The organism is Alteromonas sp. AMM-1 (genome assembly GCF_047290655.1).
Lineage (GTDB): Bacteria > Pseudomonadota > Gammaproteobacteria > Enterobacterales > Alteromonadaceae > Alteromonas > Alteromonas mangrovi.
In genome coordinates this window covers 1-17102 of the sequence record NZ_JBLBUE010000068.1, presented here as the reverse complement: position 1 = coordinate 17102, position 17102 = coordinate 1, and the positions used below count along the sequence as shown (strand labels likewise).

General features: G+C 48.3%; 19 protein-coding genes. 5 read left to right on the top strand and 14 right to left on the bottom strand.

The genetic code is table 11. The features are described 5' to 3' along the window. From ACLR2L_RS11900 to rpoE, 3 genes are all read right to left on the bottom strand, one after another. Positions 1-456: sigma-E factor regulatory protein RseB domain-containing protein (locus ACLR2L_RS11900; protein WP_413368442.1), on the bottom strand; the 456-nt coding region annotated here is incomplete at its 3' end. 8 nt (positions 457-464) lie between these two features. Beyond that, positions 465-1049 (bottom strand): sigma-E factor negative regulatory protein, encoded by a 585-nt coding sequence (locus ACLR2L_RS11895; protein ID WP_413368441.1) that lies wholly within the window; start codon positions 1047-1049, stop codon positions 465-467. Positions 1050-1144: 95 nt separating this feature from the next. Then, positions 1145-1723, bottom strand: a complete 579-nt coding sequence (gene rpoE / locus ACLR2L_RS11890) for an RNA polymerase sigma factor RpoE (protein ID WP_140959659.1) — start codon at positions 1721-1723, stop codon at positions 1145-1147. A 282-nt stretch (positions 1724-2005) separates the two neighbouring features. Between rpoE and nadB the strand changes: the two genes are divergently transcribed. Then, a complete protein-coding gene (gene nadB, locus ACLR2L_RS11885; protein WP_413368443.1) occupies positions 2006-3649 on the top strand; it encodes an L-aspartate oxidase in 1644 nt (547 codons plus the stop codon). A gap of 44 nt (positions 3650-3693) precedes the next feature. Further along, a complete protein-coding gene (locus ACLR2L_RS11880; protein ID WP_140959661.1) occupies positions 3694-4437 on the top strand; it encodes a sulfite exporter TauE/SafE family protein in 744 nt (247 codons plus the stop codon). Between the two features lie 9 nt (positions 4438-4446). Here ACLR2L_RS11880 and ACLR2L_RS11875 read toward each other — a convergent pair whose 3' ends face one another. From ACLR2L_RS11875 to ACLR2L_RS11865, 3 genes are read right to left on the bottom strand one after another with little or no spacing between them, the layout of a single operon-like run. Beyond that, positions 4447-5298, bottom strand: a complete 852-nt coding sequence (locus ACLR2L_RS11875; RefSeq protein WP_413368440.1) for a MaoC family dehydratase — start codon at positions 5296-5298, stop codon at positions 4447-4449. After that, positions 5299-5727 carry a protein YgfX gene (locus tag ACLR2L_RS11870; RefSeq protein WP_413368439.1) on the bottom strand — a complete coding sequence of 143 codons (429 nt, stop codon included), beginning with the start codon at positions 5725-5727 and terminating at the stop codon, positions 5299-5301. Continuing rightward, on the bottom strand, positions 5705-5956 hold the full coding sequence (locus tag ACLR2L_RS11865) for a succinate dehydrogenase assembly factor 2 (protein ID WP_140959667.1): 252 nt from the start codon (positions 5954-5956) through the stop codon (positions 5705-5707). The genes ACLR2L_RS11870 and ACLR2L_RS11865 overlap by 23 nt, the downstream gene beginning before the upstream one ends. Positions 5957-6206: 250 nt before the next feature. Here ACLR2L_RS11865 and ACLR2L_RS11860 point away from each other — a divergent pair, with 250 nt between their 5' ends. Together ACLR2L_RS11860 and ACLR2L_RS11855 are read left to right on the top strand one after the other, a co-directional pair. Next, complete coding sequence (locus ACLR2L_RS11860; RefSeq protein WP_413368438.1) at positions 6207-7175, top strand: YgfZ/GcvT domain-containing protein; 969 nt, start codon at positions 6207-6209, stop codon at positions 7173-7175. 35 nt (positions 7176-7210) lie between these two features. Further along, positions 7211-7696 (top strand): FKBP-type peptidyl-prolyl cis-trans isomerase, encoded by a 486-nt coding sequence (locus ACLR2L_RS11855; protein ID WP_140959671.1) that lies wholly within the window; start codon positions 7211-7213, stop codon positions 7694-7696. A gap of 62 nt (positions 7697-7758) precedes the next feature. Here ACLR2L_RS11855 and ACLR2L_RS11850 read toward each other — a convergent pair whose 3' ends face one another. Together ACLR2L_RS11850 and nadE are read right to left on the bottom strand one after the other, a co-directional pair. Then, positions 7759-8097, bottom strand: a complete 339-nt coding sequence (locus tag ACLR2L_RS11850) for a P-II family nitrogen regulator (RefSeq protein ID WP_140959673.1) — start codon at positions 8095-8097, stop codon at positions 7759-7761. Between the two features lie 6 nt (positions 8098-8103). Then, a complete protein-coding gene (gene nadE, locus ACLR2L_RS11845) occupies positions 8104-8937 on the bottom strand; it encodes an ammonia-dependent NAD(+) synthetase (RefSeq protein ID WP_413368437.1) in 834 nt (277 codons plus the stop codon). Between the two features lie 207 nt (positions 8938-9144). On the opposite strand from nadE, the gene ACLR2L_RS11840 reads away from it, so the two are divergent. Next, positions 9145-9687, top strand: a complete 543-nt coding sequence (locus ACLR2L_RS11840; RefSeq protein ID WP_413368436.1) for a GspH/FimT family pseudopilin — start codon at positions 9145-9147, stop codon at positions 9685-9687. Positions 9688-10038: 351 nt separating this feature from the next. Here ACLR2L_RS11840 and ACLR2L_RS11835 read toward each other — a convergent pair whose 3' ends face one another. The 6 genes from ACLR2L_RS11835 to ACLR2L_RS11810 are packed head-to-tail and all read right to left on the bottom strand — an operon-like array spanning position 10039 to position 16946. Next, complete coding sequence (locus ACLR2L_RS11835; RefSeq protein ID WP_413368435.1) at positions 10039-10362, bottom strand: hypothetical protein; 324 nt, start codon at positions 10360-10362, stop codon at positions 10039-10041. Between the two features lie 16 nt (positions 10363-10378). Continuing rightward, positions 10379-10840: a type IV pilin protein gene (locus ACLR2L_RS11830; protein WP_413368434.1), complete on the bottom strand. Its 462-nt coding sequence runs from the start codon at positions 10838-10840 to the stop codon at positions 10379-10381. 1 nt (position 10841) lies between these two features. Beyond that, positions 10842-14912 carry a PilC/PilY family type IV pilus protein gene (locus tag ACLR2L_RS11825; protein WP_413368433.1) on the bottom strand — a complete coding sequence of 1357 codons (4071 nt, stop codon included), beginning with the start codon at positions 14910-14912 and terminating at the stop codon, positions 10842-10844. Beyond that, positions 14912-15484: a PilX N-terminal domain-containing pilus assembly protein gene (locus ACLR2L_RS11820; RefSeq protein WP_140959684.1), complete on the bottom strand. Its 573-nt coding sequence runs from the start codon at positions 15482-15484 to the stop codon at positions 14912-14914. The genes ACLR2L_RS11825 and ACLR2L_RS11820 overlap by 1 nt, the downstream gene beginning before the upstream one ends. Then, positions 15481-16329, bottom strand: coding sequence for a PilW family protein (locus ACLR2L_RS11815; protein ID WP_140959686.1), 849 nt, complete (start codon positions 16327-16329; stop codon positions 15481-15483). Before ACLR2L_RS11815 ends, ACLR2L_RS11820 begins: the two co-directional genes overlap by 4 nt. After that, positions 16326-16946 carry a type IV pilus modification PilV family protein gene (locus ACLR2L_RS11810; RefSeq protein ID WP_413368432.1) on the bottom strand — a complete coding sequence of 207 codons (621 nt, stop codon included), beginning with the start codon at positions 16944-16946 and terminating at the stop codon, positions 16326-16328. Before ACLR2L_RS11810 ends, ACLR2L_RS11815 begins: the two co-directional genes overlap by 4 nt. Positions 16947-17102: the final 156 nt, after the last annotated feature.

Sequence of the window (17102 nt, the reverse complement as noted above, 5' to 3'; positions counted from 1 at the left end):
GGCAATAGCCGTCGCATAGATGCTATAGGGCTGCACATCCGGTTCAAACACACTCACTATGTTATCAATTCGGATCATTTCCTGGCCTGGGCCATTTTGGAGATTCAGTTGCTCGACTTCCGTACCGTCATCCAACACCGCATGGCGCCATAAATAGGGGATCACTTCTTGCCCGGGACGGGTTAATACATAAGACACTTCAAAATTGCGGTGGCGATTTGCCTGTGCAAGCCTCACCAGCCATTCGTCCGGAGAATAAACCGCAGGCAGCGCATTTTGCTGCTCATCCTGTGCATCGGCCCCTTGTTCGGGCGTGGACTCTGTTTCGGTGGATACGGCTTGCTCAGTATCGCTTTGCTGGGCAATTGCGGCTGTAGAAAGTGCTGTAATGAAAAGCACAAACAACAAACGCACGGTCTCGACCGTGCGTTTGATTAGATAAATCGTTGAAAACATATAAAAACTTATGGCTGATTAGGATTATCTTCTACCGTCTGCTCAGATTGCTCTTCTGCGCGTTTCAGTTTTAATTGTTGTTCGTGATCAGCGAGCAGCGCATTAATTTGACGACGTTTTTCCAGCAACGCTTCCATATCATTGTTGTTGCGAAGCGTCTGGCTCTGCTCCAGGCTCACAGGTGCAAGACCGGCCTGCGGCGTACCTGTGGTCTGGAATGTAGTAAACGGTTCAGTAGGCACAGGCTGATTCATTTGCTGCACACCCAGAATTACCGCAGCGGCCACAGAGGCTGCTACCGCAAACTGACCAGACTGGCGCATAAAAGGAACAATTTTGTTCACACCCGGAATTGCACGCCATTTGGATTTTGGCGCCAGTACGGTGGCTTCATTTTCCAGCGCGGCGGCGACCCGAGCAGTAATGTCAAATTCAGGCATTACTGTCGCTTCTTTACGAAGACCACTGCGAATAACGTGGTAACTACGCCATTTAGCCTGTAGTTCACTATCGTTTTTCACGCTGTCGATAAACTCTGCTTCGTTGAGTTCACCGTCCATAAAAGCCGATAATTTTTCGTGTTGCTGCGTCATAAAGTACGTTTTCCTGGTGTGACCTGGTTGCTATTCCCACAACCGGCTACCGTTTCAAATTCTACTGTACATCAAAAGTGGCAAATTGCCTACTTTCACGACTCCAGTAATGGTTGAATGACCTTATCAATCGCTTCCCTAGCTCTGAATATCCTGGAACGTACCGTTCCAACCGGACAAGCCATTACGTTTGCTATTTCTTCGTAGCTTAACCCCTCGATTTCACGCAGGGTAATTGCCATACGCAAATCATCGGGCAGTTTTTCTAAAGCCCGAAACAAGGTTGATTCAAGCTCTTCAGACAGTAGCGTTCGCTCAGGGGACGATTGTTCCTTTAACGCATCGCTACCATCGTAGTAATCTGCTTCTTCTGCATCAACATCACTGGCAGGCGGCTTTCGGCCTTGTGCCACTAAATAGTTCTTTGCACTGTTTACGGCTATGCGGTACAACCAGGTGTAAAATGCGCTCTCGCCCCTGAAATTGGGCAAGGCCCGATAGGCTTTAATAAACGCATCCTGTGTGACATCTGCCACATCACCGGTGTTCTTTACATAGCGCGATACCAAATGCATCACTTTGTGCTGATAGCGCGTTACTAACAGGTTAAACGCATTTTTATCGCCCTGCTGGACGCGTTCAACCAGTTGTTGGTCTGTAATCTGCTCGCTCATTCGAGCTATTTCTCCTACCTACTAAACTCAAACAGCTCATGCAAGCAAATGAGTAGACTGTGGGGTTTGCAAAAAGTTCGCAAAGATTGTGATCTTTTTTTCAATCGATGAATTATTCAGGATGTAATGGTGTGAAAAAACGCCGAAAATCCGCGTTTTCCTTTTACGTTTGCCCTGACTTTTATTAGACTTGCCGAAAATCACGCATTGTGACCCTAACCGCACATGAATTCAAATCCAACTTCTTCTGAATCGTCATTCTCTTCTGCTGACAACGATAATATGTCCCCCAGCTGCGAACACAGCTGCGATGTTCTCATCATCGGTTCGGGAGCGGCGGGTCTTACTCTGGCATTATCGTTGGCCAACTATTGCAGAATCATTGTCCTGAGCAAAAGCGACTGTAACGAAGGGTCAACCCGTTATGCGCAAGGTGGTATTGCTGCAGTGTTTGACGAGCGCGATTCGATTGAATCACATGTTGAAGATACGCTGGAAGCCGGTGCGCATTTATGCGATGAAGACGTGGTGCGATTTACCGCCCAGAATGCCAAATCGGCAATGGAATGGCTGATTGCACATGGCGTCCCCTTCGACCAGGAAAAATCGGATGACGGGGAAAACCGTTACCATTTAACCCGTGAGGGAGGACATAGCTTCCGTCGCATTCTGCACGCTGCAGATGCTACTGGCGAGGCGTTGCAAATTACCCTCAACGAAGCGGTGTCACAACATCCTAACATTCATATTTTTGAGCGTTACAACGCAATTGACCTGATTAAAAGTACCGATAATCCAGACAGTTGCAAAGGCGTGTACGTTTGGAACCGCCGCCGTGAGCAGGTAGAAGTGATCCGCAGCCGGTTTATCACTCTGGCCACAGGTGGCGCCAGCAAAGTATACCAGTACACCTCAAATCCGGACGTGGCCAGCGGCGACGGGATTGCCATGGCCTGGCGGGCAGGATGTAGGGTTGCGAACATGGAGTTTAATCAGTTTCATCCAACCTGTTTATTCCATCCGCAGGCCCGTAACTTTTTGATCACCGAGGCATTGCGTGGTGAAGGTGCACGCTTGTTGCACGCCGATGGCACACCGTTTATGGAGAAGTTTGATCCCAGAAAAGAACTGGCTCCCCGCGATATCGTCGCGCGTGCAATCGACTATGAAATGAAACGGCTGGGTGCCGACTGCATGTATCTGGATATCAGTCACAAACCGGCTGATTTTATAGTTAAGCACTTCCCAAATATCTATCGCCGCTGTCGGGCACTAGGTATTGATATTACCCGCGAACCTATTCCAGTGGTACCTGCCGCGCATTATAGTTGCGGTGGAGTAATGACCGATCTGAATGCAAAAACCGATCTGGACAACGTGTATGCCGTGGGCGAGGTAGCCTATACCGGTTTACATGGCGCGAACCGCATGGCGTCTAATTCGCTTTTAGAGTGCGTTGTGTTCGCGCGTTCTGCTGCCGAACATATTCTGTCGCGATTGGATGAGCCCACCAGTAACGAACAGATTGCCCCCTGGGATGAGAGCCAGGTAACGAACTCCGACGAGGAAGTTATCATCCAGCATAACTGGCACGAACTGCGTTTGTTCATGTGGGATTACGTGGGCATTGTGCGCACCAATAAACGTCTTGAGCGCGCAATGCGACGCATTAAGTTGCTGGAGCAGGAAATCAGCGAATATTATTCAAATTTCCGCGTGAGCAATAACCTGCTGGAACTGCGGAATCTGGTAACGGTAGCTGAACTCATTGTGCGCTGCGCGATGCAGCGGGAAGAAAGCCGGGGATTACATTACAATCTGGATTACCCTGATTGCGCTGAACATTCTTCGCCTTCAATTTTGGTACCATCAAAACGCACCCCCATGTCTGCGCCAGGCAATCTTTCTGGCGGATTTGACCAGTAGTCGGTGTGTGATTTGAGCAGTGTTTGATTTGAGAAGGAACGCTTATGGAACATTCAGTCGCTTTCTGGTTAGTAGCGATTGCAGGCGTGGTGCTTACCGGCATATCTAAATCCGGATTTGCCGGCGGCATAGGGATTGCCACCGTTCCAATATTATCTTTGGTTATGTCACCCATTCAGGCGGCTGCCATTATGCTTCCTTTGCTTATTCTGATGGACGCCTTCAGCGTGAAAGCCTGGTGGGGACAACAGAACAATCACTACCTGAAGCTATTAATCCCATCCGCCATCGCTGGCATCGTTGTTGGCTATCTGTTGTTCGAATACCTTAACGAACACATGCTTAAACTGGTACTGGGTGTGATGTCGCTGTGGTTTGCATTGTGGGGGTTAAGCAATGGCATGCAGCGGGTTACCTTTGGCTCCCGGCTTGCGGGCAGAGTGTTTGGCGCCATTGCCGGGCTAACCAGTTTTGTAGCACATGCTGGCGGCCCGCCGGTAAATATTTACTTATTGGCGAAGAAACTGCCCAAAGCGCAGTTTCTGGCTACCGCGGTGATCTTTTTTGCCGTGATTAATGTGATAAAACTCATCCCCTATACCCTGCTAAATCAATTTAACAGTGACAACCTGCTCATTGCGGCACTGCTGATGCCCTTTGGCTGGGTGGGTGTACGTCTGGGACTGGTGATCCAGCGCAAACTAAACGACCGGCTCTTTTACCGCATTATTCTGTTATTACTGCTAGCGATCGGAACCAAACTGATACTCGACGCTATTGTTGTTTAACATTGCGGGTTAGTCAGTAAGACGACCAATAAGATAAACCGATTTTTCGTTAGCGCGTCCATCGGCCATCACCGCAAAGGTATGCTCGTTCCCGGCTGTTTGTTCTACTACCGCGTTAGCTTTACCTGGTAAGAACAGAGGCCGTTTAAAAAGCACTTCAATTTTCTGACCGGCAAGACGTTGAGATTGCTGCAAATCGCTAATTACACATGCAGCTGTCCACATACCGTGAGCAATAGCACGCTTAAAACCAAATAGCTTCGCGGTAAGCTGGCTTAAGTGAATAGGATTATAATCACCTGAAATGCGGGCATAACGACGGATCAAGGCACCACTGGCGCTTAATGGCGTAAGCTCACTGCCCTCTTCCGGGATCGCGGTTTCATCCTCTAGCCAATCGGCTAAGCCTGTCGCTGAATGTGGCATTCGAGCTAAATAGGTACCCACGGCAGAATACACGGGTATACCGCGCTGTGAGGCCGTAACCACCACTTCAAATGCATAGCCCCGGCGGTGTTGAAATATCTGCCCGAAGCGCACAATAAGTTCACAGGGGATATCTGGCCGACACTCGGTGTAGTCGGTTACGCGATTACTGAGATGTATTAACCCCAGCATTGCAAATGGACTATGTGCGCCAGTAATCAGTTTTAATTGTAATGGTAATGATCTGGCCTGCCAGTATAACGGATGTAAGGTATCGCTCTGAGTCCACCCCACCAACTCGCAGTATTTTTGGTACCGCTTATTGTTTGGCAACAGGTTTTCCCATAGTACCGGCGCGCGCTGAAGGCTTTGAGCATCAGCGAGAGAAAAAGGCTTTGCCTTTTTTATGGCAGCTTGTAAATAGAGTCCCAACATTCAACTTAATCCTTGGCGGTAAATAACTCTGGCGAGTCGCCGGTAACACACATCATCAATCTGATCTTTCCATACCCACACATAGCGAGTGGTGTTGCCATATTGACAACGGAGAGCCACAAACAGCGCAAACGGCAACAGTTTCGACTGGGCAATGAGCCGCCAGTGTTCTGCTTCACCCTCGCCTTCTTCAGCCCTGCGCTCACTCCATTCGCCACTCTCGCTGAGCGTAATAAAGCGAATGAAGTGGGGCTGACGCTGATATGGTCGCAGAATCGCAACGAACACCACCAATCCAGCCAGCCATAGCCAGCCTGCGGGGGTGATTAAGGTTAAAAACAACATGGCAGCGCCCACCTGAATCCATGGCCAAACCTGTTGGTAACCGGAAGGCGCTATCGTAAAGTTATACTTTAACTCGGTTAACAATGATACTTACCATCTTAGCCAGCTCAGGATCATTACATTGCTGATGACCCATAAACCAGGCAAATAAATCCGGATCATCACTGGTGAGCAGGCGCTCGAATATTTCTTTATCTTCATCTGAAAGGTCGTGAAACGCTTCTTCCACAAACGGTTGCAGTAATACATCCAGTTCCAGCATACCCCGGCGGCATGCCCATTTTAAACGTGCATAGCGTTTTTCAGAAAACATAATCGGTGTTCATTCCTGTCTTAATTCAGGCGGCAAATATAGCACGGATGTGCAGGTGTTGATACTGGACGAAAGTCGCCGCAGATCAATGTAACAAGGACTTACTTAGGACCGGTTTTGGCAGTTAAAGGGCGCTTTGTTCGCATGAGTATGTAGCGCAACAAATCCGCCTGTGCACATGGGTTAAGGCTTGAAGTTTGAAAAAACTCCCCCACTATAAGGGTTCAGTTTTTGATTAAGCAGACCAGAAATGCAAACGATTCATCGCTTGAGCGAGCTTGAAAGCAACTATGCTATACCCCATCACCGCAGCCTGTTATTGGTATCGGGTAACGATGCCAAAACGTTTTTGCATGGGCAACTTACCGTTGATGTTGTCCACTTGGAAGCAGGACAAGTGCGGCGCACCGGTCACTGTGATCCTAAAGGGAAAAGCTGGAGCGTTAATTTAATTACACCAGTCGATGACGCCCTGCTAATCACCGGATGTAAAGTGGGCGTTGATGCGTCTCATGCCCAGTTTAAAAAATTTGGCGTGTTTTCAAAAATTACACTCAACGACGCCACCAACGATTACGCCTCCTATTTCATTAGCGGGGCTCAGGCAGAATTGGCTGTCGCATCGGTAATGGGTGCGCTGCCTGAACAGCCCATGACGTCATCCAATAGTGACGCTGGTATCTGTGTACGCCTGGATTTACCGCAAAACGGTTTGTTGGTGTTGTGCCATAACAACCAGATTGATGCATTAAATCAGGCTTTGGCGCAGGCTCAAATAACACAGTACACGCCTGAAGTACTGGATGCTATTCTCATTCGCGCGGGCGTACCCGAGATTACCCGACCTGAATTAGTAGGTGAATTCGTGCCGCAAATGGTTAATTTGCAAGCGTTAAATGGCATCGATTTTAAGAAAGGCTGTTATATGGGTCAGGAGGTGGTTGCCCGTACGCGCTATCTGGGCAGAAACAAACGCGCCGCCTTTATATTCAGAGTGGATGAACCAATAGAAGACATTGCCAGTAAACAGTTGGAAAAACAATTGGGCGAGCACTGGCGAGGTGGTGGCACCATTCTCAACGCAGCCACGTTGGGTGACGAAAGCTGGATCCTGGCTGTACTCAGCAACGATACCACCACGGAAGATGTCTTTAGGTTGGCGGAAAATCCAGCTTCACAGTTGATCCCTGTCGACTTGCCGTATACGCTTGAACAATAACGTACCACTTAACACCATCAATACAAGGTAACATTATGCAAATATCTGAAAACAGTGTAGTCGTTATGCATTACACTGTGAGCACGGAAGACGGCACAGAGCTTGACACCTCTCGCAATGGGCATCCTCTGGCAGCCCTGTTAGGCGGCCGTTTCCTGATCAGCGGGCTGGAAGAAGCCCTGCAAGGTAAACAAGCCGGTGACAACTTCTCAGTTACGATTGGTCCGGAAAAAGCCTACGGCGAACGTTTGGATCAACTGGTACAAGAGGTACCTCTGGCCATGTTTAACGATCTGGATGTGGAAGTGGGTATGTCGTTTCGCGCAACCACGGACCACGGTGAACAGTCTGTTGTTGTGATTGATAAAACCGATGATCAGGTCACCATTGACGGCAATCATCCGCTGGCGGGTATTACACTGTCGTTCGAAGTTGATATTATTGAAGTGCGTGAACCTACTGCAGACGAACTGCTGCACGGTCATGTTCACGGCGCCGGTGGCTGCGGTCACAACCATTAAGCGTGAATGAACTTACAATAAAAAAGGGGCATGATTGCCCCTTTTTTATTGAATTGAACCCATTAAATGGCTTCGTCATCCTGCTCAGACGTGCGGATACGAATGGCTTGTTCAACTGGATAAATAAAGATTTTACCGTCGCCGATTTTGCCCGTTTTCGCTGACTTTAAAATCGCTTCAACCGCCACATCCACGCGGTCATCAGTAAGAATAATGTCGATTTTTACTTTTGGCAGAAAATCCACCTGATACTCAGCACCACGGTACAATTCAGTATGGCCTTTCTGACGACCAAATCCCTTTACTTCAGTCACTGTCATGCCGGCAATACCAACATCAGCCAATGCTTCTCGTACATCATCGAGTTTGAACGGTTTTATTATTGCTTCAATCTTCTTCATGTTCGCTTACTCTTCGTAAATAGTAGGAATAGGTACACGTTTGTGCTGTGTTCTCTGATAAATATACAACAACTTTTCAGCAACTTCTGGTGCGACATCTTTGCCTTCCAGAAAATCGTCAATTTGATCGTAAGTCAGTCCCAGCGCCTGCTCATCTGCCTTCTGTGGTGATAGCGACTCCAGATCGGCTGTGGGTGCTTTATAAATCACTTTAGATGGTGCGCCCAGGTGTTCAGCCACCTGGCGTACCTGGCGCTTGCTCAAACCAAACAGTGGCGCTAAATCACAGGCGCCGTCGCCGTACTTGGTATAAAACCCGGTAATGTTTTCAGCAGAGTGATCGGTGCCCAGCACCAGGCCATCTACCATACCGGCAATTTCATATTGAATAACCATGCGGGTACGGGCCTTTACATTGCCTTTTACGAAATCCTGTTTACCTTCATCGGCGGGCAACAAGCCTGCGCCTGCCAGTGCATCGCAGGTTTGTGCATGAATAGCATCGGCTCCTGGTTGCACATTTACCGCTAACGCTTTGGTTGGCTTAATAAAATCAATCGATGCCTGCGCATCGTCTTCGTCGGCTTGCACATGATACGGCAAGCGCACAGCAATAAACTGATAGGCTTTGTGATGTTCTGCATTCAGTTCATCCACAGCAATTTGCGCCAGACGCCCCAGCGTACAGGAGTCAATTCCGCCGCTAATACCCAATACCAGCGAAGTCATGCCAGATTGCAGTAAATGCTTCTTAATAAAGTCCACTCTGCGGGTTACTTCGTAGTCGACATCAATAGCCGGAAGTACCTTCATTTCATCTATAACGGCTTGTTTGTCCATGAGTCACCATTTACGCTTTTTCGAATGTGTACAGTCTACGTTAAATACAGGGGCTTTGTCAGCTTAGAAAAGTTACCAAAGTCTATGAAATTTCACGCCTTAGTGGCACAAGTTTATACGCAAAACATACCAAAGTGTCTATTATCATAAGCTTGACCCATACACATACGTTACACTAACGGTTACAGGATTCAATTCAGATTAGTTATGCGCCAATCGGGATATACGTTACTTGAACTCATGGTTACCATTGCCGTACTCAGCATTGTTATTGCTGTGGTGGTGCCCGGTGCCCGTGATCTGGTGAATCACACCCGCTTAAGCAGTGAAATCAATGAATTAAGCAGTATGGCGAGACTCTCTCGCTTTAGAGCCATGGACGAACAATCCAATGTTATTGTGTGCCCTACCCAGGACTACAGCAATTGTTCAACCAACTGGACTTACGGCAAGATGGCGTTTGTTGATATAAATGACGATGGCGTACGTAACAGCAACGAAGCCATGTTAGCTTCCACTGAGGTAATGCATGGCAGCCTGAAGATTTTCGCCCCATCCCAGGCCCTGGTGTTTGACCGTCGCGGTGGCGCCAATCTCACCACCACCATCACACTTTGCGATACCACCCTGAAAGCGTCTGCCGCAGTAGGTTTAATCATCAACGGCTATGGCAAAATTGCCATCGCTGCCGACAGTGATGACGACGGCATTAAAGAGAATCACGCAGGGAATAAACTCGCCTGCTCTTGATACCAATTCGCAATAACCCGTCTCAGGAACAGTTACTTTTCGGTTTGCTAAATTTGAAAATAGCCGGACGTCACATGTAACCCGTTATTATTCAATGAAGTTAATTACAGTATCGTTACTCACCTGTTCTGCCGCGTATTGCTTTGGCTATGCATGGGATAGTATCAGCTATTTTTACTGCCTGTTGATGTCGTTAATTCCATTAAACGTGCGCTTTGGCAAGCAACCTATCGGAAAAGTGTGGCGGGATAACGGACGGTATCGCGGCTACGCTCTTTTCTGCTATCCCCCTTTACTATTTGTTAGTTTCTCATTCCTCAGTAATTGTTTTATCACCTGAGTTAGGGTGTGCTATGCATTGCGTCGTTTCGCACGTAAAAACAAGTAGAGGTGAGATGCCATAGCGCCGGTACTGTAAGAAAGCAGCACCATTCCTTTGGCACGATAAACACTGAACAATAACAGCAAGCCAACAAAAAAGGCCACAATAAAAAGCCATACGCTGCCTTCTGTGTTGGCATCCGGATCACTTAAAACACTTTCGAGGAAAGGGCAAATCGCGCCGCAAAGAAAGCCAACGGTAAAGTCAGATTCAGGCAATAAGGGGGCTAAACCAAAGGCAATCAGCACAGAAATAAGAAGCGCAATCCGCTGTCTTAGTAGAGTGATTCCCATTGAAGGTCAATAACCCCTAGCAAGACCAACAATATTCGCCGGCGGCTATGCTGCCGTCATTATTTTTGTCCCACGCTTTGCGGCCATCGCTGAAGATATATAAATTGCCATCGCCGGCCTGAGCAGTACCACTCACCGGAATTGCGCGCAGTTCAAAGCTGTTGCCGTCGGTACTGACACTTGAAATCGTCAGTGTGTACTTTTTATCAGAAGCCGACTCTGTTGAAGGTGAGTAGGTAGCATAGATTGCGGGCGCGCCGGTATTACCGCCCCCACTGGCGGCGCCGTTATAACTGAACGTAGTGGCATAGTGGCGTTCCATTGCCGCAGCCAGGCTCATTAAGTCTGCTTTGGCAGTGCCACGGTTAGTGCTTACCATCATGGATTGATAAGAGGGGTAACCCACCGCCGCGATAATACCCACGATTACCACGGCAATCATTAACTCAATTAAGGTAAACGCTGACTGGCGTTTCATATTATTGCTCCACTTCTGTCGACCAGCTGCCGCGCATAACCCGCTGGTAGCGACCAAATATGTTCTGACTCAAACACTCAAATGCTGATGTACAGGCTTCTTCGTTGCCTTGGTCGTCTACTGACACCACGGCCGACACACACTCTGTACCCAAACATATTGTGGGGTTAGACGCATCTTCAATCAATATTTTAGTGTCCGGTGCAATACCGGTTTGCGTTAGCGTTATAAAACGGTCGTCATTAGTCAGATCGCCGTCGGCATTTAAATCACCTGCTGCGTTGCCATCGAGCAGGTTAACCAGGTACGCACGGCTGTTACCGGCTGGCGGAGCACAGGCGCTTGTGCTGCTGGCTGCCGGTACATAGGTAGTAAAGAACACCTTGTAGTTAACAATAACCGGGGACGACAACACTTTTTCACCAGACGTTTGTAATTGAAGGTACCAGCCCTGTTTCGACGCATATTCGCTGATTGCGACACTGCGGGTAGCGTCATCGCTGGACGTTAACGCATGGCTGGTAGCATCAAACAAATCGTTTTCTGTAATGGTGCTGGGGAAGGTAAACTCGCCACCGGAATCCAGCGTAAACACCCCGGTATCCTTGATCATATAAAAGCGATCATTCACCACCTGATCCAAGGGGTTGGCTCGCCAGCCACTGCCGATTACCACAGCGTAAAAATTCTGACTGCCCAAGGTGACTTCGGATACGTCAACGCCGTAATAGAAGTGACGGTTATCGCCGTTTGCACTACCCGCCAAATCCGCAATACGCTGCCCTTTTATAAAATCGCTGCCTGATTTGCCGTTATATACGTCAAAGCGGAATACCTGCCCGCCCATGTCGGTTGCATACAGGTGATCGGCCAGTCCGTCGTTATCGCGATCAATTGCAGCAACGTGACCAGGAATGGAATAGGTCATATCCGACAGATTTAAGTCTGCGCTGCCGTTAGACGCCTCCCACAATAGCGCGCCAGTATCAGCATTAAATATCATTACGGCATTGCCAACCACATCCGGCGTTCTGGTTGGGTGGGTATCCTGTCCGACATCATAGCCGCCGCCCACTACCATGACGTTGTATACGGTGCCGCCCATATTCATTTTGGTAATAATCGGGCGAGACCAGGTTTGCCCTAGATTTTCCAGTCCGCTACTGCCGCCCTCAATGGTAAAAACCAGGCTTGGTGATGTTTTAGAAGTAATATCAAATACATAGTAATTTCTGCCGCCGCGTCGCATACCGACATAAAGGTATTTTTTATTATTGAATTCACGCAGCACCATGTGTCCGTCCAGCCCATAGATATGCTGATAGCTGGATGCGTCCTGATAAAAGTCTTTGGCATTGGCCAGCATCTCTTTTGGCGCAACGGCGAAATATTCGTAGCCGGTGTCTGCGTCAAACGCATGCAGATAACCGTGGTTGGTGGCAATGTAAATAACCGAGTCGTTAGTACCGTAGTTCACAATAACGGGTTGCGAATGAATGGGATCGCCCATTTGCAAACGCGCTTCGGTTAAATCGCCATCGCCATCAAAATCGCGTAAGTCTATCCCCCTGCTCCATTGCAGTAATTGAGTGCGCAATCCACCGGGATCGCTTTCGGTATCGGTGTCCATGTCGGCAGTTGAAATTGCTGAGTTGTTTTCATGGATCTGATTACCACTCTGGATAATCGCACCCGGGCCGTCAAAGAAGTAAATATTCCGACTGCCATACAGCAGTGACGCCGCGCCGCCTTCGCGTACATCCGCGCCGTCAAGCGTAGGCGACCAATAGCTGTGTGAACTGTCGGCAAAGAAGCCGGTATTTTCATCTACCGCCACTAAACCGTTTTGGTCGAAAACCTGGTCGCCGGAAATACGGTATTTCTTGAGGTTTCCGGGCCACAAGGTGCCTTCTGCTGGTTTAAATAACGCGTAATACAACTCATCCTGATGGGTTAAGCGGTTGAGCTGGTTTACCGCTACCCCAGGTGATACGAAGGTGGCGTTGACATCTTTTACCGAGCGCAGAATAGTTTGAAAGGCAGCCAGTAGATCGGTGCTGTTACTGGCAGTATAAAAACCGCCACCGCTATTGAGTGCCAATTTATACAGGAAGTTATTTGCCGTATTGTTCGCTGCGAATCCAATGGTGTGAGTAATTACTTTTGAATTAATCACCGAACTGGCCGATTTACTGATATTCGACACCAAATCCAATCCGCACAGTTCGCCTGAACTGGCAGACTGACACGATGTACTCAGCAAATTTTGAATTTTAGACGCACTGTGGTTGCTGTTCGCTTCACCGTCTGACAACAACACAATGTGGTTATTGGTTTGACACTGAAGATCCTTAATTGGACTGATGTATGTTGCAGGAGAGGGAATGTATTCCCCGGTACAACTGCTGTCACTGAGATTATCCGCAGTACAGCCATAAGGGAGAACCGAGTCAGCTCCACTGTAGGAATCACGATGACTCACACGGGTGTTACGTCGCACAGTCGACGATGTATCCGACCGACCACGCGCCAACCCGTAATCCACGTTTAATCCGCCATAATACAAAGACGCTTCATACAAGGTATCCACTATCGGCGTATAACCACTGGCAGACAAGTCATCTACTTTACTTATCAACAGGTCTCTGATGGTTAATGAGCTACCCGCCTGAGCATTCCCGCTAAATTCAATGTATAAGCGCGGTGCCTGGGATGGCTTTCCGGTATAGGAATAAGCACCACGAACATCGGTAAAATTACTCAGGACAAAACCAACTGCATTACCTGCCTGCCAGCCGCCCCGAGAGACGATTGCATTTAAAATGCTACTGACGTCGACGGTTTGATAATCACGATTACGGCGAAAATCAGGCATAGACCAGGTCACACCAGCCGTTTTTGCGACATTTCGCAAATAGTGTTTACTGTGAGATCGGAAATTACTCACATCGTCGGCATCAATACCCTGAATTAACATTGACGCACCGTTACTGTAATCAGAATCATAAGCGGTGAATTCAATGTAAGCTGAAGAAATATTCGCGCCCTGCGGAACATTCAGCCCTTCAAATCGCAAACCAATGTAGTTGTTTGAATTACTGCGAAAGGTGAGTTCTTTGCCGGTAGATTCATTACCCTGGGTATTTTCTTCTACGTTGTCGTACTGATCGGTAATCTGGTATTGAGAACTGTCGGCAATACATCCGGTGGCGGTAGTTTGATCGTATTCAATAATGAGTTGTGGCGCATTGCCAGTACCATCGTCGTATCCCACTGCTTTGCGTGAACTTGCCGTACTGTTGCCCTGAGCATTCAATATAATAGTGAGAGCGTTACCACCACACCAGGTTGATAAATCAACAATTTCCTGAATTACCGGCGTGATATCCGGGGTGCTGACTTCACTTCCTGAAGACGGGAATTCGTTACCCGTGCTCCAATCCACTGTTGCAGTGGTTTGAGTTTTCGACGAAATCGATCCAGAGGTGGTTGTGAGTGCCGACGAATTACCCACGCTTTCACCCGCAATGGTAATAGAAGTGTCTGCGATATTGTATGACGCAGAGGTAAATTTTAAATACGCAGAGGTGATGACCGATCCCTGTGGGATATTCAGTGATTCAAAACGAAAAGCAGATGTTACCGGGGTGGTTGAATAACTGATCACGATATCGTTTGAAGTGGTATTAACACTTGAACTCATCTCATAACCATCGTTTTGAGAGCTTTGAGTAGAGGTACTCATTTGTACATCGATAGTTTGATTAATATTGGTAACCGGATACAGAATAGGACCACCGTAATCTGAAAATCGCATCAGCCCAGCGTTAATATTGGTGGCCTGGGAAAGCGCGGTTTTCAGCGCATTTTGTACCCGCAGCATGCGCGACTCTGTGCCCCCGTCCATAGACGTCATACTTCCCGACGTATCCATAATAAATAGTACGTTGGGGTTATAGGTTTGCGCGCTGCTCGACGTACCAATAAAAATGTCCAGGTCGTCTGCAACCGCAACATTCAAAAAGGTGATAAGAGAAAAGCTGCAAAGCCAGCTTACACTGCGAAATTTCATTATTGAGCCTCCGTTGAAGGACCAAACACTGCAACGGTAAGCGTATTCGCTTTGGTTACCCGTTTTCCTTCAATTTGACCACATCCCCGAATTACAAATACGTGACAGCGCAATCCACCGCTGCCAATAACGTTGCTGGATCCCCGGCATGGCCGCTCTACCACAAACGCCGTGCGCGACCAGCTATCCACATTGGGCTGAGTGTGAAACTGCCCGGTTGCGGTGTGCTGCTGCCCTTTCGACAAACCACTTGCGGTTAACTGGCGGTTTGTCCAGTCTGCACTGTTGTCACAGGCAAGATTGGCATTAGCCGGGTCAAACTGGGTCCCTTGTCGCGCGGCAGTAAGCGGATCGTCAATGTTGTCGTCGGTTAAAATAGTGTCGTCTTCAGACTCAAAAATCACTCCCGCAATAGCGGCTTCTGCCGCGTCAAATGCCAGGCCCTGAGCCTGCACTGAACTGGCCATTTTTGTTTGACTAACACTACTGCTTACTGCCGCTATCCCTAACAAGGTAACGCACAATAAAAACACCAGCGCAATTACCAACACTACACCTTGCTGAGACTTCATAACGCAGCACTCCCCACATAATTCAGGCTGTTTCGCAGCGCAACAGACACCGCAAAAACCTGGTAATAATGTTTTACATCAAGGGTTAACGGGGCTTCGGATAGCAACCTGACCTGGTTGGTTGCCGTATTTTGAATATTGGTAGGATCGCTTTTCAATAACAGTTCAATACGAATACTAACCACTTGCTGATTCGCCAGCCTTGCTGCTGCCAGCTGACTGGCATCAACAAACTGCACTACCTGACTGTTGTTATTGTTTACATCATCAGACAACCCGTACTCCACCTGAAAGCTGGCAACATTGTCTAAAATGACCACTTCACTGCTGGGCGTTGTATTGCCCACCAACCCTCGTAAGTACCGGCCACTGTAGCCAATACACTTTAATTGGTCGCCGTCGATAAAATAGCGATTCACCACATGCATTTCCTGTGGTGCCACTAACCCGAATGTATTGCCGGTACAATCTTCGCCAGCCAGTAAATTCACCACCACTTCATCACTGCTGGTGGTACTTCCTTCGGCACTGCCTACACTGCCCTGCGCATTGTAATCGCCAGGTAATGCTACAGGCTGGCTTTTTACAAAACTGGCTTCCAGCAGTAAATCTACCGAATTGTCGACACTGGCTACCGTGGTGTCGTAGCGTCCCGCTTCCATCAACTCTTCCTGCAAGCGCATCGAAATATAGCGGCCAGACTCCTGCACCTCGGCAATCGCCTGATTCAACGTATTAGTAGCCCGAGTACTTACCAGAACCTGAATAACGCCCACCGTTAGCACCAGCCCTAACAGCATGGAAATCATTAACTCAACCAGTGAGAAGCCGGACTGCGTTTTCACAGGGTGATCTCCTTAATTACGCAAGCCCGGTTAGTACTGCCGGTTATTGCACATCGCGAATCGGCCTGCACACTATTACCGGTGCTGGATTTTACCGGCCAGCTAACCGCGATACTGACCAGAGAACCAGAAGTACACAATTTAGCATCGCCTGCATCCCGATCGCTGCAGGTAACACTCAGCCACATATTGGGGTTACTCCGGACAGCCTGGCAGCTCGCTTCCCAACCGGTAAAGGTAGCAAGATCATTTACGGAACACTGAGCCCCACGGCAATTGGGAATACCTGCGGGTAGGGTTAAACAAAGACACTGGTAATTATTGCTACTGGCATTACAGGACACGTTTTGAAAGTTGTACACGTTGGCATTGAAAAAGGCATCGTCAATTTCCCAGCCATCATCGGTGCTGGAGGGTTCTGCCACGGCAACAAGTTGCTCCGCTACGTAACGCGCCACCAGCTCACCCTGACTGCGGCTGACCGACTGTACGTTGTTAAAGGTACCGGTAAACTGCAAAGAGGCGACACCTAACAGCCCAACAGACAGCACAAAGAGACTCACTAAAATCTCCATCATACCGACGCCGGCTTGGGTTGTAGGACGTTGTCTTATCATTTCCAATACCTGTTTTGATCTGAGTGGTTGCTGATTGCGGGTGTTAACACATTGCCAGATATCCCTGGATTCCGTGTTGTACCTAACAACATCCACTATTACGTTCTAGCATAGTAGATAAATTCGCAGAGAATTGCATGAGATTATGGTAGCTGT

Excerpts from the sequence above, each read along its gene's own strand:
- ACLR2L_RS11895 (WP_413368441.1), bottom strand. The coding sequence starts at position 1,049 with ATGACGCAGCAACACGAAAAATTATCGGCTTTTATGGACGGTGAACTC.
- ACLR2L_RS11865 (WP_140959667.1), bottom strand. The coding sequence starts at position 5,956 with ATGTTTTCTGAAAAACGCTATGCACGTTTAAAATGGGCATGCCGCCGG.
- ACLR2L_RS11830 (WP_413368434.1), bottom strand. The coding sequence starts at position 10,840 with ATGAAACGCCAGTCAGCGTTTACCTTAATTGAGTTAATGATTGCCGTG.
- ACLR2L_RS11835 (WP_413368435.1), bottom strand. The coding sequence starts at position 10,362 with ATGGGAATCACTCTACTAAGACAGCGGATTGCGCTTCTTATTTCTGTG.
- ACLR2L_RS11880 (WP_140959661.1), top strand. The coding sequence starts at position 3,694 with ATGGAACATTCAGTCGCTTTCTGGTTAGTAGCGATTGCAGGCGTGGTG.
- ACLR2L_RS11860 (WP_413368438.1), top strand. The coding sequence starts at position 6,207 with ATGCAAACGATTCATCGCTTGAGCGAGCTTGAAAGCAACTATGCTATA.
- ACLR2L_RS11820 (WP_140959684.1), bottom strand. The coding sequence starts at position 15,484 with ATGAAGTCTCAGCAAGGTGTAGTGTTGGTAATTGCGCTGGTGTTTTTA.
- ACLR2L_RS11855 (WP_140959671.1), top strand. The coding sequence starts at position 7,211 with ATGCAAATATCTGAAAACAGTGTAGTCGTTATGCATTACACTGTGAGC.
- ACLR2L_RS11850 (WP_140959673.1), bottom strand. The coding sequence starts at position 8,097 with ATGAAGAAGATTGAAGCAATAATAAAACCGTTCAAACTCGATGATGTA.
- nadB (WP_413368443.1), top strand. The coding sequence starts at position 2,006 with ATGTCCCCCAGCTGCGAACACAGCTGCGATGTTCTCATCATCGGTTCG.
- ACLR2L_RS11875 (WP_413368440.1), bottom strand. The coding sequence starts at position 5,298 with ATGTTGGGACTCTATTTACAAGCTGCCATAAAAAAGGCAAAGCCTTTT.
- ACLR2L_RS11840 (WP_413368436.1), top strand. The coding sequence starts at position 9,145 with ATGCGCCAATCGGGATATACGTTACTTGAACTCATGGTTACCATTGCC.
- rpoE (WP_140959659.1), bottom strand. The coding sequence starts at position 1,723 with ATGAGCGAGCAGATTACAGACCAACAACTGGTTGAACGCGTCCAGCAG.
- nadE (WP_413368437.1), bottom strand. The coding sequence starts at position 8,937 with ATGGACAAACAAGCCGTTATAGATGAAATGAAGGTACTTCCGGCTATT.
- ACLR2L_RS11825 (WP_413368433.1), bottom strand. The coding sequence starts at position 14,912 with ATGAAATTTCGCAGTGTAAGCTGGCTTTGCAGCTTTTCTCTTATCACC.
- ACLR2L_RS11810 (WP_413368432.1), bottom strand. The coding sequence starts at position 16,946 with ATGATAAGACAACGTCCTACAACCCAAGCCGGCGTCGGTATGATGGAG.